Source organism: Arthrobacter sp. GW822-FHT05G07 (assembly GCF_058799755.1).
On record NZ_JBXALT010000010.1, the window covers coordinates 80,235 to 95,157 of the forward strand.

Genomic DNA, 14,923 nt, shown 5'->3' on the forward strand with positions numbered 1-14,923 from the left:
GCTTACTTGTTGATTGCTGCATTGCTCTTCTCCATGAAGGTCTTAGCCGCATCCGCGGGGCTGATCCGGCCGAACTCCACTTCAGTGGTGAGCTGCTTGAGGGTATCGGCTACAACACTGGCGCCTTTCGGATATACGTAGGCGGGCGGCAAGTCCTCTTCCTGGATGGCGGCCATCAGGTCCACGAACGTCTTGTCATCCGCGCTCAGCTTGGGGGTGATGGAATCGGCCACCTCCGGGTTGATGGGGACACCGCGCTGGGTGAGGACCTCGGCGGCACCTTCAGCGTCGTTCGTCAGGAAGTCCACCAGTTTGGCTGCTTCCTTGGGATGCTTGGACTTGGCAGCGATGGACCACAGCATGGTGGGGTCGGCGGAGTAGCCACGGCGCTCGCCGCTGGTTTCGCCTGGAATGCGCAGCAGGACAACCTCACCCTCTACGGCCTCGTTGTAACCACGGAAGTTGTTGATGGGGATGATCTGCGAAGCGACCGTGCCCTTCGCGAGGTAGGACTGCGCCGGCGAGCCGCCAATTTGCTCGAAGAATCCTGCGGGCGGATAGCCGCCGGCTTTGCGGAGGTCCACGCTGTACTGGAACCAGTCCTCGATGGTCTTTTCGCTGACGCCGAGCTTGTTGTCCTTGGTGTAGAAATCCTCACCGCGTTGGCGCGCGAGCATGATGGGTCCTGTTTCCGTGGCGACGTCGTAGCCAGCTCCGTAGACTTTCCCGCCGGTTTTCTGCGTGACTTCGGTGGCGAACTTGGCGTAGTCCTCCCAGCTCCAGGTCTTGTCATCCGGGATGGTGACGCCGGCCTGGTCCGTGATGGTCTTGTTGACCACCATGCCGATGGTGGTCACGCCGGTAGCGAGGCCGTAGAGCTTGCCGTCAACCTCGCCACGGCTGAGGGTGGTTTCCGGAACCTTGTCCAAGTTCAGCTCCGGGAATGATTTGAGGTCCGCGAGGGTGCCACGCTGTGCGTACTCCAGGAGGCTGCGGTTGGCCATGGCCAGGACGTCCGGCGGGTTGCCGCCGGCAAAGCGGGTAGCGAGCTTATCGGCGTAGGGTGCGCTGTCCTGGTACTCGGTTTTGACGGTGATGCCCGGGTTCTTCTTCTCAAAGATCCGCAGGGCAGCTTCGGTCATCTTGGCCCGGTTGGCGTCGCCCCAGAAGACGAAGTTCAGTTCCACGTTGCCGCCGCTGCCGCTGCCGGAGGACGTTGCGCCCCCTCCACAGGCGCTGATCGTCAGTCCTGCCGCCACCATCGCGGCTCCCAGGACAAGCCTGCGCGAGATGGGAGTGTTTGCTGTCTTCTTCATTGAATGACGCCTTTCTGGTGCCCGATCTAGGGACGTAAATACAGGGTTTCCGAGCATTCCCGGCAGAAACTTTCTTAGGGTGTACGGATTTTTTAGCGATGCGAGGGTCCTCATTGAGACCAAAACGAGGAGCAAAAATACTGAGTAAACGATTTCTAGCAACAATTCACTGTGACTGTCAACACATCATCGTTGATATGCAGAAACTTTTGAAAGAAACTTTCGTGCGGAGTTGCCGAGTTCTTTCTGTTCTGTTTATGCTGAACCCACGCAACCGCGCTGCCATCACCAGCGCACTCACCGCAAGGAGGTCCAATGGGCAGTTTCCAGCTCCACGGCGCAACCGTGGCGCGGGTGAATAACGGCGTTGACCTGGCAACGGTGCTGGCTCCCAGGCCCTACCTGCACCCCCTCCGCACTTTGGCCGGCGCGCCCCTCACGGAAGCCGGTCCAGACGACCATCCGCACCACCTGGGCCTCTCGCTCGCGTTCTCGGACGTGAACGGAAGCAACTTCTGGGGCGGATCCACCTACACGGGGCACGGCCCTGCCCTTCTGGCCAATCACGGTCGTCAAGTGTCCTCTGGCTGGAGTTGCCAACCCGGAAAGGCCGGCGGGACTGTCACATGGATGGACATGAAGGGGCAGGAACTAGCCACGGAACAGCGGAGCTACACCTGCCAGGACCACCCGGACCCCAACTCCTGGAGCCTTCTGTTTGACTCCTTGATCCAGCCAGCAGGTGACGTGGAGCAACTGTGGGTGTCGTCGTCGGCGGTTAAGGGACGCGAAGGCGCCGGTTACGGCGGAATCTTCTGGCGCTTCCCCACGGGGGACGGCCCGGCGGGCGTGCTGTGTTCGCAGGGCACCGGAACGGAAACGGCCCATGGCTCGCTCTCCCCGTGGCTCGTGGTGACAACCCGGCAGCACGGCCGCGACGTTAGCGTCGTCCTCGCACAAAACCCCGCCGAACTCCGTCCCTGGTTTGTCCGCACAGAGGGATACGTCGGTGCCGGACCCGCGGTTGCGTGGAGCGAGGCTGCCCGGGTGGACCGGAACAGGCCACTCCAACTCAGCCTCCACGCCATCATCCACGACGGCCACATATCCAGCAGCCACCACGTGGAAGAACTCCTTCTCCAGCACTTCAGCAGCAGCTCTCCGGACAGGACACCATGACAAATATGGGAAATCGACACCGCATCCCCGTCTACAACAACCCCATCCTCAACGGCGACTGGCCGGACCCGGATGCAGTCCAGGTTGAGGGCACCTATTACCTCATCGCCTCCAGCTTCAACCGGGTGCCCGGGCTGCCGGTGCTTCGCTCCAAGAACCTGGTGGATTGGGAGCACGCCGGCCACGCACTCTCGGAACTGCCTCAAACGAACCACTATTCGCTGGTGAGGCACGGAAGTGGCGTGTGGGCTCCGGCGCTGCGTCACCACGATGGCAAGTTCTGGATCTTCTATCCGGATCCGGACCACGGCATTTTCGTGCTCAGCGCAGAGAAGGCTGAAGGACCGTGGAGCGCACCCCATCTCCTCTATCCCGGACGTGGACTCATCGACCCCTGCCCCCTGTGGGATGACGACGGCACCGCATACTTGGTCCACGGTTGGGCCAAGAGCCGCATCGGGGTCAAGAACCGGCTCACCGTACATCGGATGAGCCCGGACGCCTCCCGGCTTCTGGATCACGGCACCCACGTCATCAACGGCGAGGAGCTTCCTGGGTTCACCACCCTGGAGGGCCCCAAGTTCTACAAGCGCGACGACTGGTACTGGATCTTTGCTCCGGCAGGCGGTGTTGCCACCGGATGGCAGTCGGTCTTCCGCTCGCGCTCGCCTTTTGGGCCTTACGAGGAACGGCGCGTCCTGGAGCAGGGCGATTCGCCGGTGAACGGCCCGCATCAAGGCGCCTGGGTGACCACTCCCGGGGGCGAAGACTGGTTCCTGCATTTTCAGGACCGGGGGGCGTACGGCCGGGTTGTTCATCTCCAGCCGATGGGTTGGGGCGAAGACGGCTGGCCGTGGATGGGCAAAACAGCGGACGACGGCGGACCGGGAACCCCGGTTTTGAGCCACCCCTACCCGGTGGGTACTTCACCTGAGGACGTTGCCCCGCCGTCCAGCGACAACTACACGTCCCCTGCCCTGGGCCCGCAGTGGCATTGGCAGGCCAACCCCCGGGACGAATGGCTTTCCACCTGTGGAGGAGGGCACCTGATTCTGCGTCCGCAGGCAAACGATCCCATCAACCTCCGGGAACTTCCCAACGTCCTGGCCCAAATCCTCCCCGGCGAGCCGTCCACCTTCACCACCACCCTGGAACTGGACGATGTGCCTGTGGGTACCCGGGCCGGCGTCGTGGTTTTGGGCCAGCGGTACGCCTGGCTGGGCCTGGTGCGCACCGAAAACGGCTACGCCCTGGGTAGCGGCACCGGTAGCGAAGGTCCGTACGAGCAGCAGATGGGACGCACTGTGGCACTTCCCGGCCCTAGCATTGAGCTCCAGATCCGCGCGGATGAGACCCCAAGGGCCACGTTTGCCTGGCGTGTTGGCCCCACGGATCCGTGGCAGATTCCCATCTGGGATTTCGACGTCGTGGAGGGGCGGTGGATCGGCGCTGAACTGGGGATTTTCGCTGCATCACCCCTGGGATCGCGTGAACACGGCAGTGTTAGGGTTGGACCCGTGCGGGTGGATACTGCGCCGGTCCGCCGGGCAACCACCCAGCGCATTGCCGCTCCCGTATCCCCATGAGTTCAAGGACCGCCCCGTTGACCACTCCGCGCCCCAAGATCGCAGATGTGGCCGCAGCTGCGGGCGTTTCCGTGCCTACCGTTTCCAAGGTGCTGAATGGGCGCTCGCATGTTTCGGAGTCAACACGCGCCCGCGTCCAGCAGGCCTTGGAGGAGCTCGACTACACCAAGCGAAACTCGCCCAGCGAACCTGGGCTGCTTCAACTGGTAGTGAACAACTTTGATTCTCCGTGGGTCCTGGAAACCATGGAAGGCGTGGAAGCTGCGGCCACACGCCTTGGCTACACCGTGGCCTACACGCGAGCCGTGAATGCCACCGCGGAGAACTGGCAGAAACTGCGGGAGCCCTCCGGCAACCGCCTCGACGGTGTGATGTTGTTGGCTCCGCGGCAGGGCTCACCGTTGGTGGAGCTGGCGCGGACGCTGAACATTCCCGCCGTCGCCATCGACCCCGAAGGCTCCCAGGGCCTGCAGATACCCAGCGTCAGCCCGGCGTCGTTCTCGGGAGCACTGCGTGCGGTGTCCCATCTCCTGGAACTGGGCCATGAGCGCATTGGCATCATTACCGGCCGCGTCCACAGCCCGGGTCACGGACGCGCCCGTTACGCCGCCTACGCGGCTGCCCTTCACGAAGCCGGGTTGCCGGTACTTCCCGAGTTCGTGCGCGACGGCGATTTCAGTATCGAGTCCGGGCTTCGCCTGGGCGGGGAGCTCCTGGACCTGCCGGAGCGGCCCACAGCGATTTTCACGGGCAGCGACCTGCAGGCCCTCGGCGTGATGAACGCCGCCGGGCAGCGGTCCCTGAAAATCCCCGGCGACCTGAGCATTGTGGGCTTCGACGACATCGCCCAGGCAGCCCTCACGTCACCGCCGCTCACCACGGTCCGCCAGCCGCTCGCGCAGTTGGCGTCGATGGCCGTGGGAATGCTCACGGAGCAAATCGAACAGCAGGGACTCGCTACTTCAGCAGCCCTTGAAGTCGCCACGGAGCTGGTGGTGCGGGGAAGCACGGCCCCACCCAAGTAGCGCCGTGCTCCCCTCTTGATGGCCAGAAACTTAGTGGCCTGGAACTTAGTGGCCTTGGAACGCTTCGGCCAGCCACCACGAGCCGCCGTCGGAGGCTATTTTCGCGTCGATGACCAGCGGACGGGTTTGGGTACCGGCTTCGTAGGCCGCGATCCAGGGTCGTACGGCGTCCAAATCCGACACGGTCCGGACGGTGACGCCTTCGGCGCCGAAACCGCGGGCGATGGCGGCGATGTCGGTATCGGGGAACACAACGCTGGAAAGCTCTGCTTCTGTGTGCTCCGAAGCGAAGTGGTGGACTTCCGCGCCGTAGGCTGCGTCGTTGTAGACGATGCACACCAGGGGTAGTTTCAGCCTCGCGGCGGTCTCCAATTCGCTGATCCCCATGAGGAATCCACCGTCGCCCGCGCCCAGCACCGGCAGCCGGTGTGGTTGGGCAAGTGCGGCGCCGATGGCTGTGTACAGTCCGAGCCCGATGGCTTGGAAGGCTTGGGTGAAGCAGAATCCGTACTCGTCCGGCACGGCAAGGTATTGGCTGGGGTAGCCCATGAAGTTGCCCGAATCGACGGCCACGATCCTTTCGGCCGGGAGCAGGGTGTCGAGTTCGCGGGTGAGGACGCGCGGGTCGATGGCTGTGGCGGTGGATAGGTCTTCGGTTTCGACGTCCCGCCACCGCGAACCCTGTTTGATGGTCAGGGCGTTGGTCTCAGTGCGGTACTTTTCTGCCGGTTCGGGCTGGACGTCGGCCAGCGCGGCCAGCACATCGGCCGCGGTCAGCGCTGAGTCTCCCAGCACTCCCAGTGAGATGGGCCGGTTAGCGCCCAGGGCAGAGTCTTCGACGTCGATCTGCACCACTGTGGTCCCGGCGGAAATCAGCCGTCCGTGCCGCATGGTCCACATGTTCAGCGCGCAACCCCACCCCACGATCAGGTCGGCACCGTTGATGAACTCGGCGGTGGCAGGCGAGGAGAATCCGCCGGAGATACCCAGGTTGTGGGAATCGCCGTTGAATAGCCCGCTCGCCACCGCGGAGGTTGCCACCAGCGCGCCAGCATGCCGGGCCAGCGCCAGGATTTCGTCCCGGGCACCGCGCCCGCCGCGTCCGGCAACGAACACCGGCCGTTCAGCTTTCGCTATCAGTGCGGCCAGTTGCTCCACGGCGCCAGTGTCCGGGCGTACCTTCAACGGTTGAGGCACGACGACGGCACTCACCTCGTCCGCGGCGGCTCCGCTTTGAACGTCCAGCGGCAAGCTAAGGACCACGGTGCGGCGTTCATTCACCGCGGTCCGGAAGGCCCTGACAGTGTCCGCGACGGCTGTTGCGGGGGAATGGATGCGTTCGGCCACGGCTCCTACGCTGCGGGCCAGGGCGTCTTGGTCGATCTTGAAGTTGGACCGGATGGCCGCGGCCTGGGTGTCGGCGGTCAGCACGATCATCGGCGTCCGGCTCTTCGCTGCCTCACCGATGCCGGTGATGGCGTTGCTCAGCCCGCAGCCTTGATGCGTGGTGACCACCCCGACTTTCCCGGACATCCGGGAGTACGCGTCGGCCATGGTCGCCGCACCGCCCTCATGCCGGGTGGCCGTGAACGGGATGCCCTCGGCCATGAGAGTGCCGGTGACATCGAAGTTGCCGCTGCCCACCACCCCAAAAACGTGCCCGACGCCGAGCTTCGCCAGCGTCCTGCCCACCAACGTGGAGACCCGCACTTGCCCGCTCATGCCTTCTCCACCGCACCCTTTTCCACCAGCGCGTACACGCGGCTCGGGCTGCCCGTCCCGCCGACGATCGGCAACGGAGCAACCACCAACGTCGCACCGGTGACGGGGAGTCGGTCCACGTTCCGGAGCGACGTCACCCCGTACTTGTCCGCGCCGAGCAGGAACGAGTGGACGGGGAACATGGGGTCCAGGCCGCCGGCTTGACCGGCGTCGATGCCCACGGTTTCCACACCGAAGCCACTGATCGAGGCGTTTCCGGCGAGCCACTTGGCACCTGCCGCGGAGACCCCGGGAGTGTGGGGTCCGGCGTCGTCCGCGTTGACGAAAGCGGCAGCGTCAGCGCCTCGGGCCGCCCAACCAGTCCGGAAGATCACCCAGCAGTTCTCCGGGAACGCGCCGTGCTCTTGCTGCCACTGCTCAAAGTGTTCCGGTTCCAGCAGGAAATCCGGGTCCTCCGCCGCCTCGAGCGACTTGTCGATGACCACAACCGGGCCCACCAGTCGGTGTGGTTCGATCTGGTCCACGGATTTGCCGTCCTTGCCTGTGATCCAGTGGACCGGCGCGTCCAGGTGCGTCCCGGCGTGTTCACCCACGGTGACGTCGTTCCACGCCCAAGCCGGTCCGGCGTCGTCGAAATTGCTCACCGGCGAGACGGACAAACCCACCGTGTTCGCGAACGGCTGCGGCAGGTTCAGGATGGGGGTCTCGGAACTGAGCGGCGTGGTGAGGTCGATGATCTCCACCGAACCGCTCGAGAGGGCTGCAGTGAGCCCGGCCAGAACAGACATTGTTCTCCTATCGCTTGCTTGGTTTCAGTGCTGATTGAATACGGGAAAATCGTGAGGGTTTCGCGGTCAATTTCTGCGCAACCAGATGTCCGGAACCGCCGGAAAGCCCCGGACCGGGATGGGTTGACGCGCCGATGTGCCAGAGACCTTCGACGGCGGTTTGGTGTCCTGCCGCTGCGGGGAAGGGCCGCCAGAGCAGGTTTTGGAAGAGTTCCGCGGAGCCGCCGTAGGGATCGCCGTTGACGGCATTGGGGTTGGCCGAGGACAAGTCCGTCGGCGCCAGAATGTCCGAAGCAAGAACAGTTGCGCGCGTGCCCGGAGCGAACTGTTCAATCCGTGCCAGGACCCGTTCCAGATAGCCGTGCTTCAGCTCGTCAGTCCAGCCGCCGGCAACGTCCAGTTGGCCGGCTGCGTCACCTACGGGCGTGAACGGGACTTCCTGGAGCTGCAACCACAACGTGGCTTTGCCCTCCGGCGCCCGCGACGGGTCGAGAACGCACTGTTGGCCCACAACCACGGTAGGTTCCTTGGGCAGCAGACCCGCTTCAGCCTGGGCGCAGGCAATCCCGGTGCTGTCAGAGCCGTTGCTGATGTGAACCAGCGGGACGGTGTTGAGCCTGGGATCGAGCCATTCCAGAGGCTTGTCCAAAGCAAGGTGGATCTGCATGGCACCGCGGCCGTTCTGGTAGCGTTCGGCGGCCTGGGCCGTACCAGCGGGTGGTTGCCGGAGGAGCCGGGTGTAGAGGGCCTGGGGCGAAACGTTGGCGAGCACCGTGCCGGCTGAAACCACGCCTTGCGATGTGCGGACGCCGGTGGCGGAGCGGCCCTTACCGGATGAGTCCACCAGGATCTCGTCGGCCTCCGCACCCAGCATGATCCGGACGCCGTTGCCCCTGAGCAAGGACTCGAAGGCAGCCACAAACTGCGAGGCGCCGCCCTTCACAACAGGAAGCCCGAAGCCGTGCATGCTCATGGCCATGACTGGGAGCATGACGCCGCCGGTGGCTTGGTCCGGGCCGAGCCCTGCGTGCAGAAGCCAGGGCGACCACAGCTGGTCCGCTTCCCAGCCGTCAAAACGGCTGCGGACATAGTTCCGTCCGCTCATCACGGAATCCCGGACAAAGGCCTCCGTCCCGGAGAAACGCCCGCGTCGCACGGCTCCGAATGCAATCTTCGCCACCTCCCCAAACGACCGAAGCTCCGCCCCGAAAGCCCCGAACACGGTTCCGGCGTTGCGGCCCAGATCATCGAGCATGGCCAGATACGCGGTCCCGTCGCGTGGCTCCTTGAAAGCCGCGGCTGTTTCGGCCGGGTCCCTGTGTGCGATGATCACGCGGTGGGCTCCAGTGACAGGATCCGCAGCGACGCCGGCCGTTACAGGACCTGAGGTGTTGCAGTACTCCAAGCCCCTGGCGTGGAGTTCCTTGCCCAGCGCTCCGTAAGCACCGCCGGACACAAACAAAGGGTGCCAGGAGGAGAAGGTGTCGTGGATGAAACCCGGGAGGGTACGCTCCGCGGAGTGGATGAACCCACCCAACCGATCCGAGCGCTCAATGATGCACACGCGCTTCCCTGCCAAGGCCAGCTCGGCTGCCGCGACCAGCGAATTGATGCCTGATCCTATGATCGCGACGTCAAGGGGATGGTCCATATCCGTTCCTTTCAAAAGGCGTGACTAGAAATCCGGATGGCTGGCAGTGGCGTGGTACTTTCCACCGTGGAACACCAGGGGAGCGCCGTCCTGGTGGTTGTAGCTTTCCACCTCACCCACGTAGATGACATGGTCCCCGGCATCATGTCGCGCAACGGTGCGGCACTGGAATGTTGCAACGGCACCCTCCAGCAGCGGAACACCGGCGATTCCGTCAGCTGTTTCCACGCCGGCGAACTTGTCCGTGGCGGGCGTGGCGAACTGGCGGGACAGGACGTGCTGGTCACTGGCCAGGATGTTGATGGCAAAATGCGTTGCGTCCTCGAAATCGCCCAGGCTGGGGGCACGTTTGCTGGGGCACCAGAGCACCAGCGGCGGATCCATGGACACTGACGTGAAGGAATTCGCGGTCATGCCCACTTTTCGGCCGTCCGCAGACACAGTGGTAACCACCGTGACGCCCGTGGCGAACTGACCCAACGCACCTCTGAAATCCCTCACATCGAAGGCAGCAGCATCGTCCTCTTTCCGGGCCTGCATGAAGTCAGCGGCCGCGGTGGGATCGAACCACCAGGGGTATGACGTCCGAGGATCATCGAAGCCGCTGACGATGCTTGCCGCCAGTGCCGGATGGTCAGCGGCTTCACGGAGGAGCGTCTTCTGGTGATCACGCCGCGGCTTCAGGAGATCGTTGGTCCACTCCACCGCCCATTGCCCCCAGCCGCGCCAAAATTCGTCGAAGGTGCGCTCCATCCAGGCACGGTCAAAAGGCTGCTGGCCTCGGCGAATGATCGAATCAAGGTAGTATTTCGCGGCCAGAGTGGCGTTGTTGGAACCCTGCCCGGTGAGCGGATCGTTCAGGACAACGGCGTCACCCAGCCCGAACACCAGCTTCCCGTTGCCGAGTTCCCCGACGGCGGACCTCACCGTGGGCGTGATGCGCCCCAGGAGCGTCGCGCCACTATCAGTCAGCTCAGCGGTGGCAAAGTTCTCTGCCTCGTGCGGGAAATGGTCTCGCAGGATTTCCAGCGAACGCTCGAGCTGCTCTTCGGGGGTTCCGACGTCGTTCCAGCGGTCCATGGGGCCGCCCACCACGCCCTCGAACACCATCATGCGGCAGGGGCCCGATACGGTCAGGCCCTGGAACGTGAAGAACTCGCCGACGCCGGGGGCCATGGACATGCGGATGGCGTCGCCCGCGCCGCCGGTACCGGCGGCGGAAGCACCGTCGTCGGACGTGACGTAGTTCAGGGCCAGTACCCGCTGCGGCCGGTCGAAGGGCGACTTGGCCTTGTCCCGCGGGAAGATCTGGCCGATCTCGCCCTTGCCGGTGCTCACAATGACCAGCTCATAGTCATGGGCGAGTTCTTCGAGCATGCGCGGTGTGACCTTCTCAATGCGGAAGTCACCACCGGCTGCAACAAATGTTTCGATCCAGAGGGCACTTTTGATGCGCTGGTCAATGGACCGGGCGGGACCGTCCAGTGGTGCTTCCCATTCGATGGGTTCATCACTATCCACACGTAGCCGGATGGAGGTGATGCCAGGGACGGCTCCGGATTCGTAGAATTCGGTGAGCGCTGTCCCCATGTGGGCTTCGGCGTCCAGGGCGGTGGAGAACATGCACTGGCTGGACATGACCTTGCCGGTGCGGATCTGGGCAGCGGAACGGTCGGATAGGAGCGTCACCGCGTAGCCGTCACGTTGCAGGCCCAATGCTAGCTGGGCCCCGGATTCGCCGGCCCCCACGATTGCTATCTTTCGCATGGTTGAGTCCTTATTAGCAGGGTCGTGCTACGAAACTTTGGCGGCAGACAAATCCGCGAGGTAGCTCGCGGCTTTATCCGGGTACATGAACCAGTCCTGGAATTCCGGTGGGTGGTTGAAGCCGTTGGCGAAGCGATGCGCGATAGCCGGCTCGCTGTTCGCAGCCCCCAAGAGCTCGAGGACATGGGGCGGAGGCGGAGCCAGGAGGGCATTCGTCCAGTGTGCAACGTGCTGCGCGTAATCCCAATAGCGCTCAAAAGTGGCCTGCATGAAGTTTGCATCGTAGGCGCCACCGCCGTACCGGGTGATGCTGTCCAAGTACGACGCCGCGCATTTGCTCGCGTTGTTGGAACCCTGCCCCGTGATCGGATCGTTCAAAACCACGACGTCGGCCAGGCCTAGTACCTGCCTGCCGCTGGGCAGCGTGGCAATGGGGTGGCGGACGGTGGGCGCGAACCTGCCCTGGAGGACGCCGTTGGGATCGGTGAGTTCCACATCCGTGGCGCGCTCGGCTTCCCACGGCAGGAAGGTCTTAAGGATGTTTTTGGAGTTTTCCAAATGCTCCTCGGGTAAGAGTCCCTTCCACGAGTCCATGGGCCCGCCCGGAACCCCTTCGAAGACCATGATTTCGCAGGGGCCGGTGGTGGTGAGCGCCGGGAAAACGAAGTACTCGCCAACGCCGGGGATCAGGTTGAATGAGACCGCCGAGTAGTCCTCGCGCGGCGTCAAGCCCTTCACGTAGGTTAAGGCCAGGGCACGCTGCGGTGCATCGTAGGTGCTGCGTTCCGCGTCACGGGTGAACAGTTGCGCGATCTCGCCCTTGCCGGCGGCCACAATCACCAGGTCCGAGTTCTGCGTGTACTTCTCCAGCTCGGCAACGCCGGCGTCTTCGAAGACGAGCTCTCCGCCGCGTGCTGTGAACTCCTCCATGAACCGCGGGAACTTCACGCGCTGGTCGATCGACTTGGCGTGGTTATCCAGGCGTGAGGCCCAGCTGATCGCCTTCTCGCCCGGCAGTTCGGGGTGGGGGATGGTGAACGAGATGCCGTCTACGGTGGGAGCATCGGGCCAGAAGTCCAAGCCGAGTGCCCGCTCGTGTTCCAAGGCGTTGTGGAAGATGCACTGGCTGGAGGCAACCTTGCCTTCATGTATCTCTTCGGGTGTGCGGTTGGAAATGGTTGTCACTTGGTAGCCGGCGTCCAGCAGTCCGATGCCGAGCTGTAGCCCGGACTGGCCGGCACCGACGATGGTGATGTGGCGTTGCGTCATGGCGTTGCCTTTCTCTGTGGTGGAAGGTGTTGTGAAGCTTGGCGTTAGTTTGCTGCGAGCAGGGGAATGGACTCTTGGGCGCGTTCCGGGCCCAAGGCGGAATAGCCGCCGTCGACGGCCCAATCTGCGCCGGTCACAAAACTTGCTTGGTCGCTGGCGAGGAACGCGACGACGTCACCCACCTCGTGGGGGCGGCCGACCCGCTTAAGTGCGTGGAAGGGGGCCGCCACCGAGTCTGTTTTTTGGAGGTTCCCGTTGCTGAGTGAGTCCATGATGTTGCTCCAGACCCAGCCTGGGCTGACGGAATTCACGCGGATGCCGTCTTCGGCGAAGTCCACGGCCATGCTCCGGGTGACTTGCACCAGCGCGGCTTTGCTCGCCGGGTATAACCAGCGGCCGGTTTGGGCTACTGAGCTGGAGATCGAGGTGAAGTTGATGATGGCACCGTGCCCGGAGGCCTTGAGGTGGGGGCGGGCTGCGTTGCTGGCCACCACTGCGCTGACGAGGTTGACGTTGAGTGCCTCGAGCCAGTCGGCGCGCCCGGACGCAGCGCCGTCGTCCTTGTAGGTGCAGGCAAGGTTCACCAGGATGTCGAGCCCGCCGTAGAGGGCCACGGTTTCTTCCACGAGTTCGCTGACTGCGGCGTCGTCGGTGATGTCCGTGTGGGAATAGTGGATCCCTTCCCCGAGAGCTTTGGTGAGGGTGTCGCCGTCGGGGGCTATATCCGCAACCACCACCGTGGCTCCGGCGTCCCGCAATGAGGTCACCACTCCTTGCCCCACCTTGGTTGCCCCACCGGTGACGATTGCTGTCCTGCCGTCGAGTCCTGACATGGCCTAAACCTTTCCCGTACTTGTGATGTTGAAGAAATGTGACGTCCGTCATGGTCGATCCATAAGCGACTTTAGGTAGTCGTTGTTGGCTGGACTATCCACTTAGCGCGGAAGTCATCCGAATTACGCAGGGTCTTCCTCTTCTTCATGCCAACCAACCCACGCCGCGGAAGTGAGGTGGGTTTCCCTGGCCTGAAGCTCCGCCGCCCAGAGTTCGAAGTGGCGTTGATCCCACTCGTCCCTGCGGTCGTGTACCACTTTGATGTTCTTCACTGGTCCTCACCTCGCTTTGGCTGTTGGTATCGTTTTGTGAGCTGCGTCATACTTGTCCTAAAGCGACTCTAGACAGGCGCTGCACTCCGGAATATCCACTTGGCGCGGGGATCATCCGAAAGGCGAAAAGCTCCAGAAAACCGTGTGACGTGCAATTACCCGTGAAGTAGGTGGCGGATGGTCAGGATTCTTGCCCGTGATGTTCTCCGGGGGCAGCCAACAATGGCCACAACTGACGTGGACGAGGCGCATGCCAAGATTGCGGAGTTGTTCTGCAGTCATGAGCTCGCCCCGCGGACGCGCGCGTCCTTGATGGACATGAAGCTGCGCTCATTGCATCGTGGCGATGTTGGAATCGAGTTCCTGGACTACGGAGCCGACGTTCGGATTGAACCCGAGGGCCTGCAGGATTTCCATCTGGTGCAGATCCCTTTGGCCGGTCACGCTTCCATGCAGGTAGGTGCCAGGACTGTGGAATCCAATCCCCGCATGGCTACGGTTCCGCCTATCGACCGCCCATTTTCCATGAGCTGGGACGGCGGAAGTCCGCACCTCATTGTCTACGTGCGTCGTTCAGCGGTTGAGCGGGTGGCCGGTCAGCTTTATGGCAATGACGCTGTGGATCTGGGCTATGGCATGGACCTTTCAGGTGCCGCCGGCCGCGCGTTCTTGAGGGCCGTCGTCGAGCTTCATGACGACATGATCAGCCGGCCCCAGTTCGCAGCTCCCGCTTTTGTGCAGGGGTTGTTGGCGGACAGCATGGTGTCCCGACTGCTGATGGCGATGCAACCGCCCGCCGGGGAAGCACGAAACGCGGAAGCGGAGGGTCGGCTGGTCCGCGAGTGCAGGGAGCTGCTGGAGCGGCACGCCTTTGAAGAACTCACGGTGCCGGACATCGCGGAGTGCTTGGGTGTTTCAGTCCGTACCCTGCAAACTGCCCTGCGGGCCGAGACCGGCGCGACGCCGTCGGGGTTGCTGCGCAGTATCCGGCTGGACCGTGCCCGGGAGATACTTCTAGAGGCGAACCCCCGCGAGCAGAGCGTCACGGCGGTGGCTGAGCAATGCGGCTTCACACACCAAGGGCGCTTCTCTGCGCTCTACGTGAAGGCCTTCGGCGAGCTGCCCAGCGAGAGCCTGCGCCGCTAGGTAGGAGGCGGAGACTATTCTGAATCGCGCAGAATGCGGGGCAGGAATCCCAATTGATCCAATTCCCGAACCAGAAGTGGCGTTAGTTCACTCGCCAGCCGAAGCCGGTAGGATCTCTTCCCCTTGGCGACCGGTTCAATGACGCCGCGGTCCAGGAGCTTTCGAATGTCTTGACTTCGTGTCGCAGCTGAACCTGTGAATGCTGAACTAAGGTCTGCGGCCTTCACGTCAACTTTGCGCGAACCCGTTCAGGGTCGATGATGGCTTTCGCCAGTGGAGAGCTAAAGGGGAACTCGGGAAAATCGAGTGGGTTCACGGGGAGAATTTTCCAGGGAGGTTTCCAACATTTAAGAGCATGGCCCGAATAT

12 protein-coding genes are annotated in these 14,923 nt (G+C 63.3%); 4 read left to right on the forward strand and 8 right to left on the reverse strand.

Annotation, left to right across the window (positions count from 1 at the left end; translation table 11 throughout):
* Nucleotides 1-2: 2 nt before the first annotated feature.
* Nucleotides 3-1,316: an ABC transporter substrate-binding protein gene (locus AC1RJY_RS17475; protein WP_014920428.1), complete on the reverse strand. Its 1,314-nt coding sequence runs from the start codon at nucleotides 1,314-1,316 to the stop codon at nucleotides 3-5.
* Nucleotides 1,317-1,631: 315 nt separating this feature from the next.
* Here AC1RJY_RS17475 and AC1RJY_RS17480 point away from each other — a divergent pair, with 315 nt between their 5' ends.
* The 3 genes from AC1RJY_RS17480 to AC1RJY_RS17490 are packed head-to-tail and all read left to right on the forward strand — an operon-like array spanning nucleotide 1,632 to nucleotide 5,106.
* Complete coding sequence (locus tag AC1RJY_RS17480; RefSeq protein WP_498602836.1) at nucleotides 1,632-2,495, forward strand: DUF6807 domain-containing protein; 864 nt, start codon at nucleotides 1,632-1,634, stop codon at nucleotides 2,493-2,495.
* A 5-nt stretch (nucleotides 2,496-2,500) separates the two neighbouring features.
* The gene (locus AC1RJY_RS17485; RefSeq protein ID WP_498602837.1) at nucleotides 2,501-4,081 is read left to right on the forward strand and encodes a glycoside hydrolase family 43 protein; all 1,581 of its coding nucleotides are present in this window, start codon (nucleotides 2,501-2,503) and stop codon (nucleotides 4,079-4,081) included.
* Nucleotides 4,078-5,106, forward strand: coding sequence for a LacI family DNA-binding transcriptional regulator (locus AC1RJY_RS17490; RefSeq protein ID WP_011773011.1), 1,029 nt, complete (start codon nucleotides 4,078-4,080; stop codon nucleotides 5,104-5,106). Before AC1RJY_RS17485 ends, AC1RJY_RS17490 begins: the two co-directional genes overlap by 4 nt.
* Before the next feature lie 45 nt (nucleotides 5,107-5,151).
* On the opposite strand, the gene AC1RJY_RS17495 is transcribed toward AC1RJY_RS17490, so the two are convergent.
* From AC1RJY_RS17495 to AC1RJY_RS17525, 7 genes are all read right to left on the reverse strand, one after another.
* Entirely contained in the window at nucleotides 5,152-6,828 is a 1,677-nt protein-coding gene (locus tag AC1RJY_RS17495; protein WP_498602838.1) for a thiamine pyrophosphate-binding protein, read from the reverse strand.
* Nucleotides 6,825-7,616, reverse strand: coding sequence for a cyclase family protein (locus AC1RJY_RS17500; protein ID WP_014920433.1), 792 nt, complete (start codon nucleotides 7,614-7,616; stop codon nucleotides 6,825-6,827). The genes AC1RJY_RS17495 and AC1RJY_RS17500 overlap by 4 nt, the downstream gene beginning before the upstream one ends.
* 7 nt (nucleotides 7,617-7,623) lie before the next feature.
* Nucleotides 7,624-9,267, reverse strand: a complete 1,644-nt coding sequence (locus AC1RJY_RS17505; protein ID WP_498602839.1) for a phytoene desaturase family protein — start codon at nucleotides 9,265-9,267, stop codon at nucleotides 7,624-7,626.
* A gap of 24 nt (nucleotides 9,268-9,291) precedes the next feature.
* Nucleotides 9,292-11,034, reverse strand: coding sequence for a flavin reductase (locus tag AC1RJY_RS17510; protein ID WP_498602840.1), 1,743 nt, complete (start codon nucleotides 11,032-11,034; stop codon nucleotides 9,292-9,294).
* Nucleotides 11,035-11,061: 27 nt separating this feature from the next.
* On the reverse strand, nucleotides 11,062-12,303 hold the full coding sequence (locus AC1RJY_RS17515; RefSeq protein WP_498602841.1) for a styrene monooxygenase/indole monooxygenase family protein: 1,242 nt from the start codon (nucleotides 12,301-12,303) through the stop codon (nucleotides 11,062-11,064).
* A 44-nt stretch (nucleotides 12,304-12,347) separates the two neighbouring features.
* Complete coding sequence (locus tag AC1RJY_RS17520; RefSeq protein WP_498602842.1) at nucleotides 12,348-13,136, reverse strand: SDR family oxidoreductase; 789 nt, start codon at nucleotides 13,134-13,136, stop codon at nucleotides 12,348-12,350.
* Nucleotides 13,137-13,259: 123 nt separating this feature from the next.
* Complete coding sequence (locus AC1RJY_RS17525; protein WP_011773018.1) at nucleotides 13,260-13,409, reverse strand: hypothetical protein; 150 nt, start codon at nucleotides 13,407-13,409, stop codon at nucleotides 13,260-13,262.
* A gap of 222 nt (nucleotides 13,410-13,631) precedes the next feature.
* On the opposite strand from AC1RJY_RS17525, the gene AC1RJY_RS17530 reads away from it, so the two are divergent.
* Complete coding sequence (locus AC1RJY_RS17530) at nucleotides 13,632-14,555, forward strand: AraC family transcriptional regulator (RefSeq protein ID WP_498602843.1); 924 nt, start codon at nucleotides 13,632-13,634, stop codon at nucleotides 14,553-14,555.
* The last annotated feature ends 368 nt before the right edge of the window (nucleotides 14,556-14,923 follow it).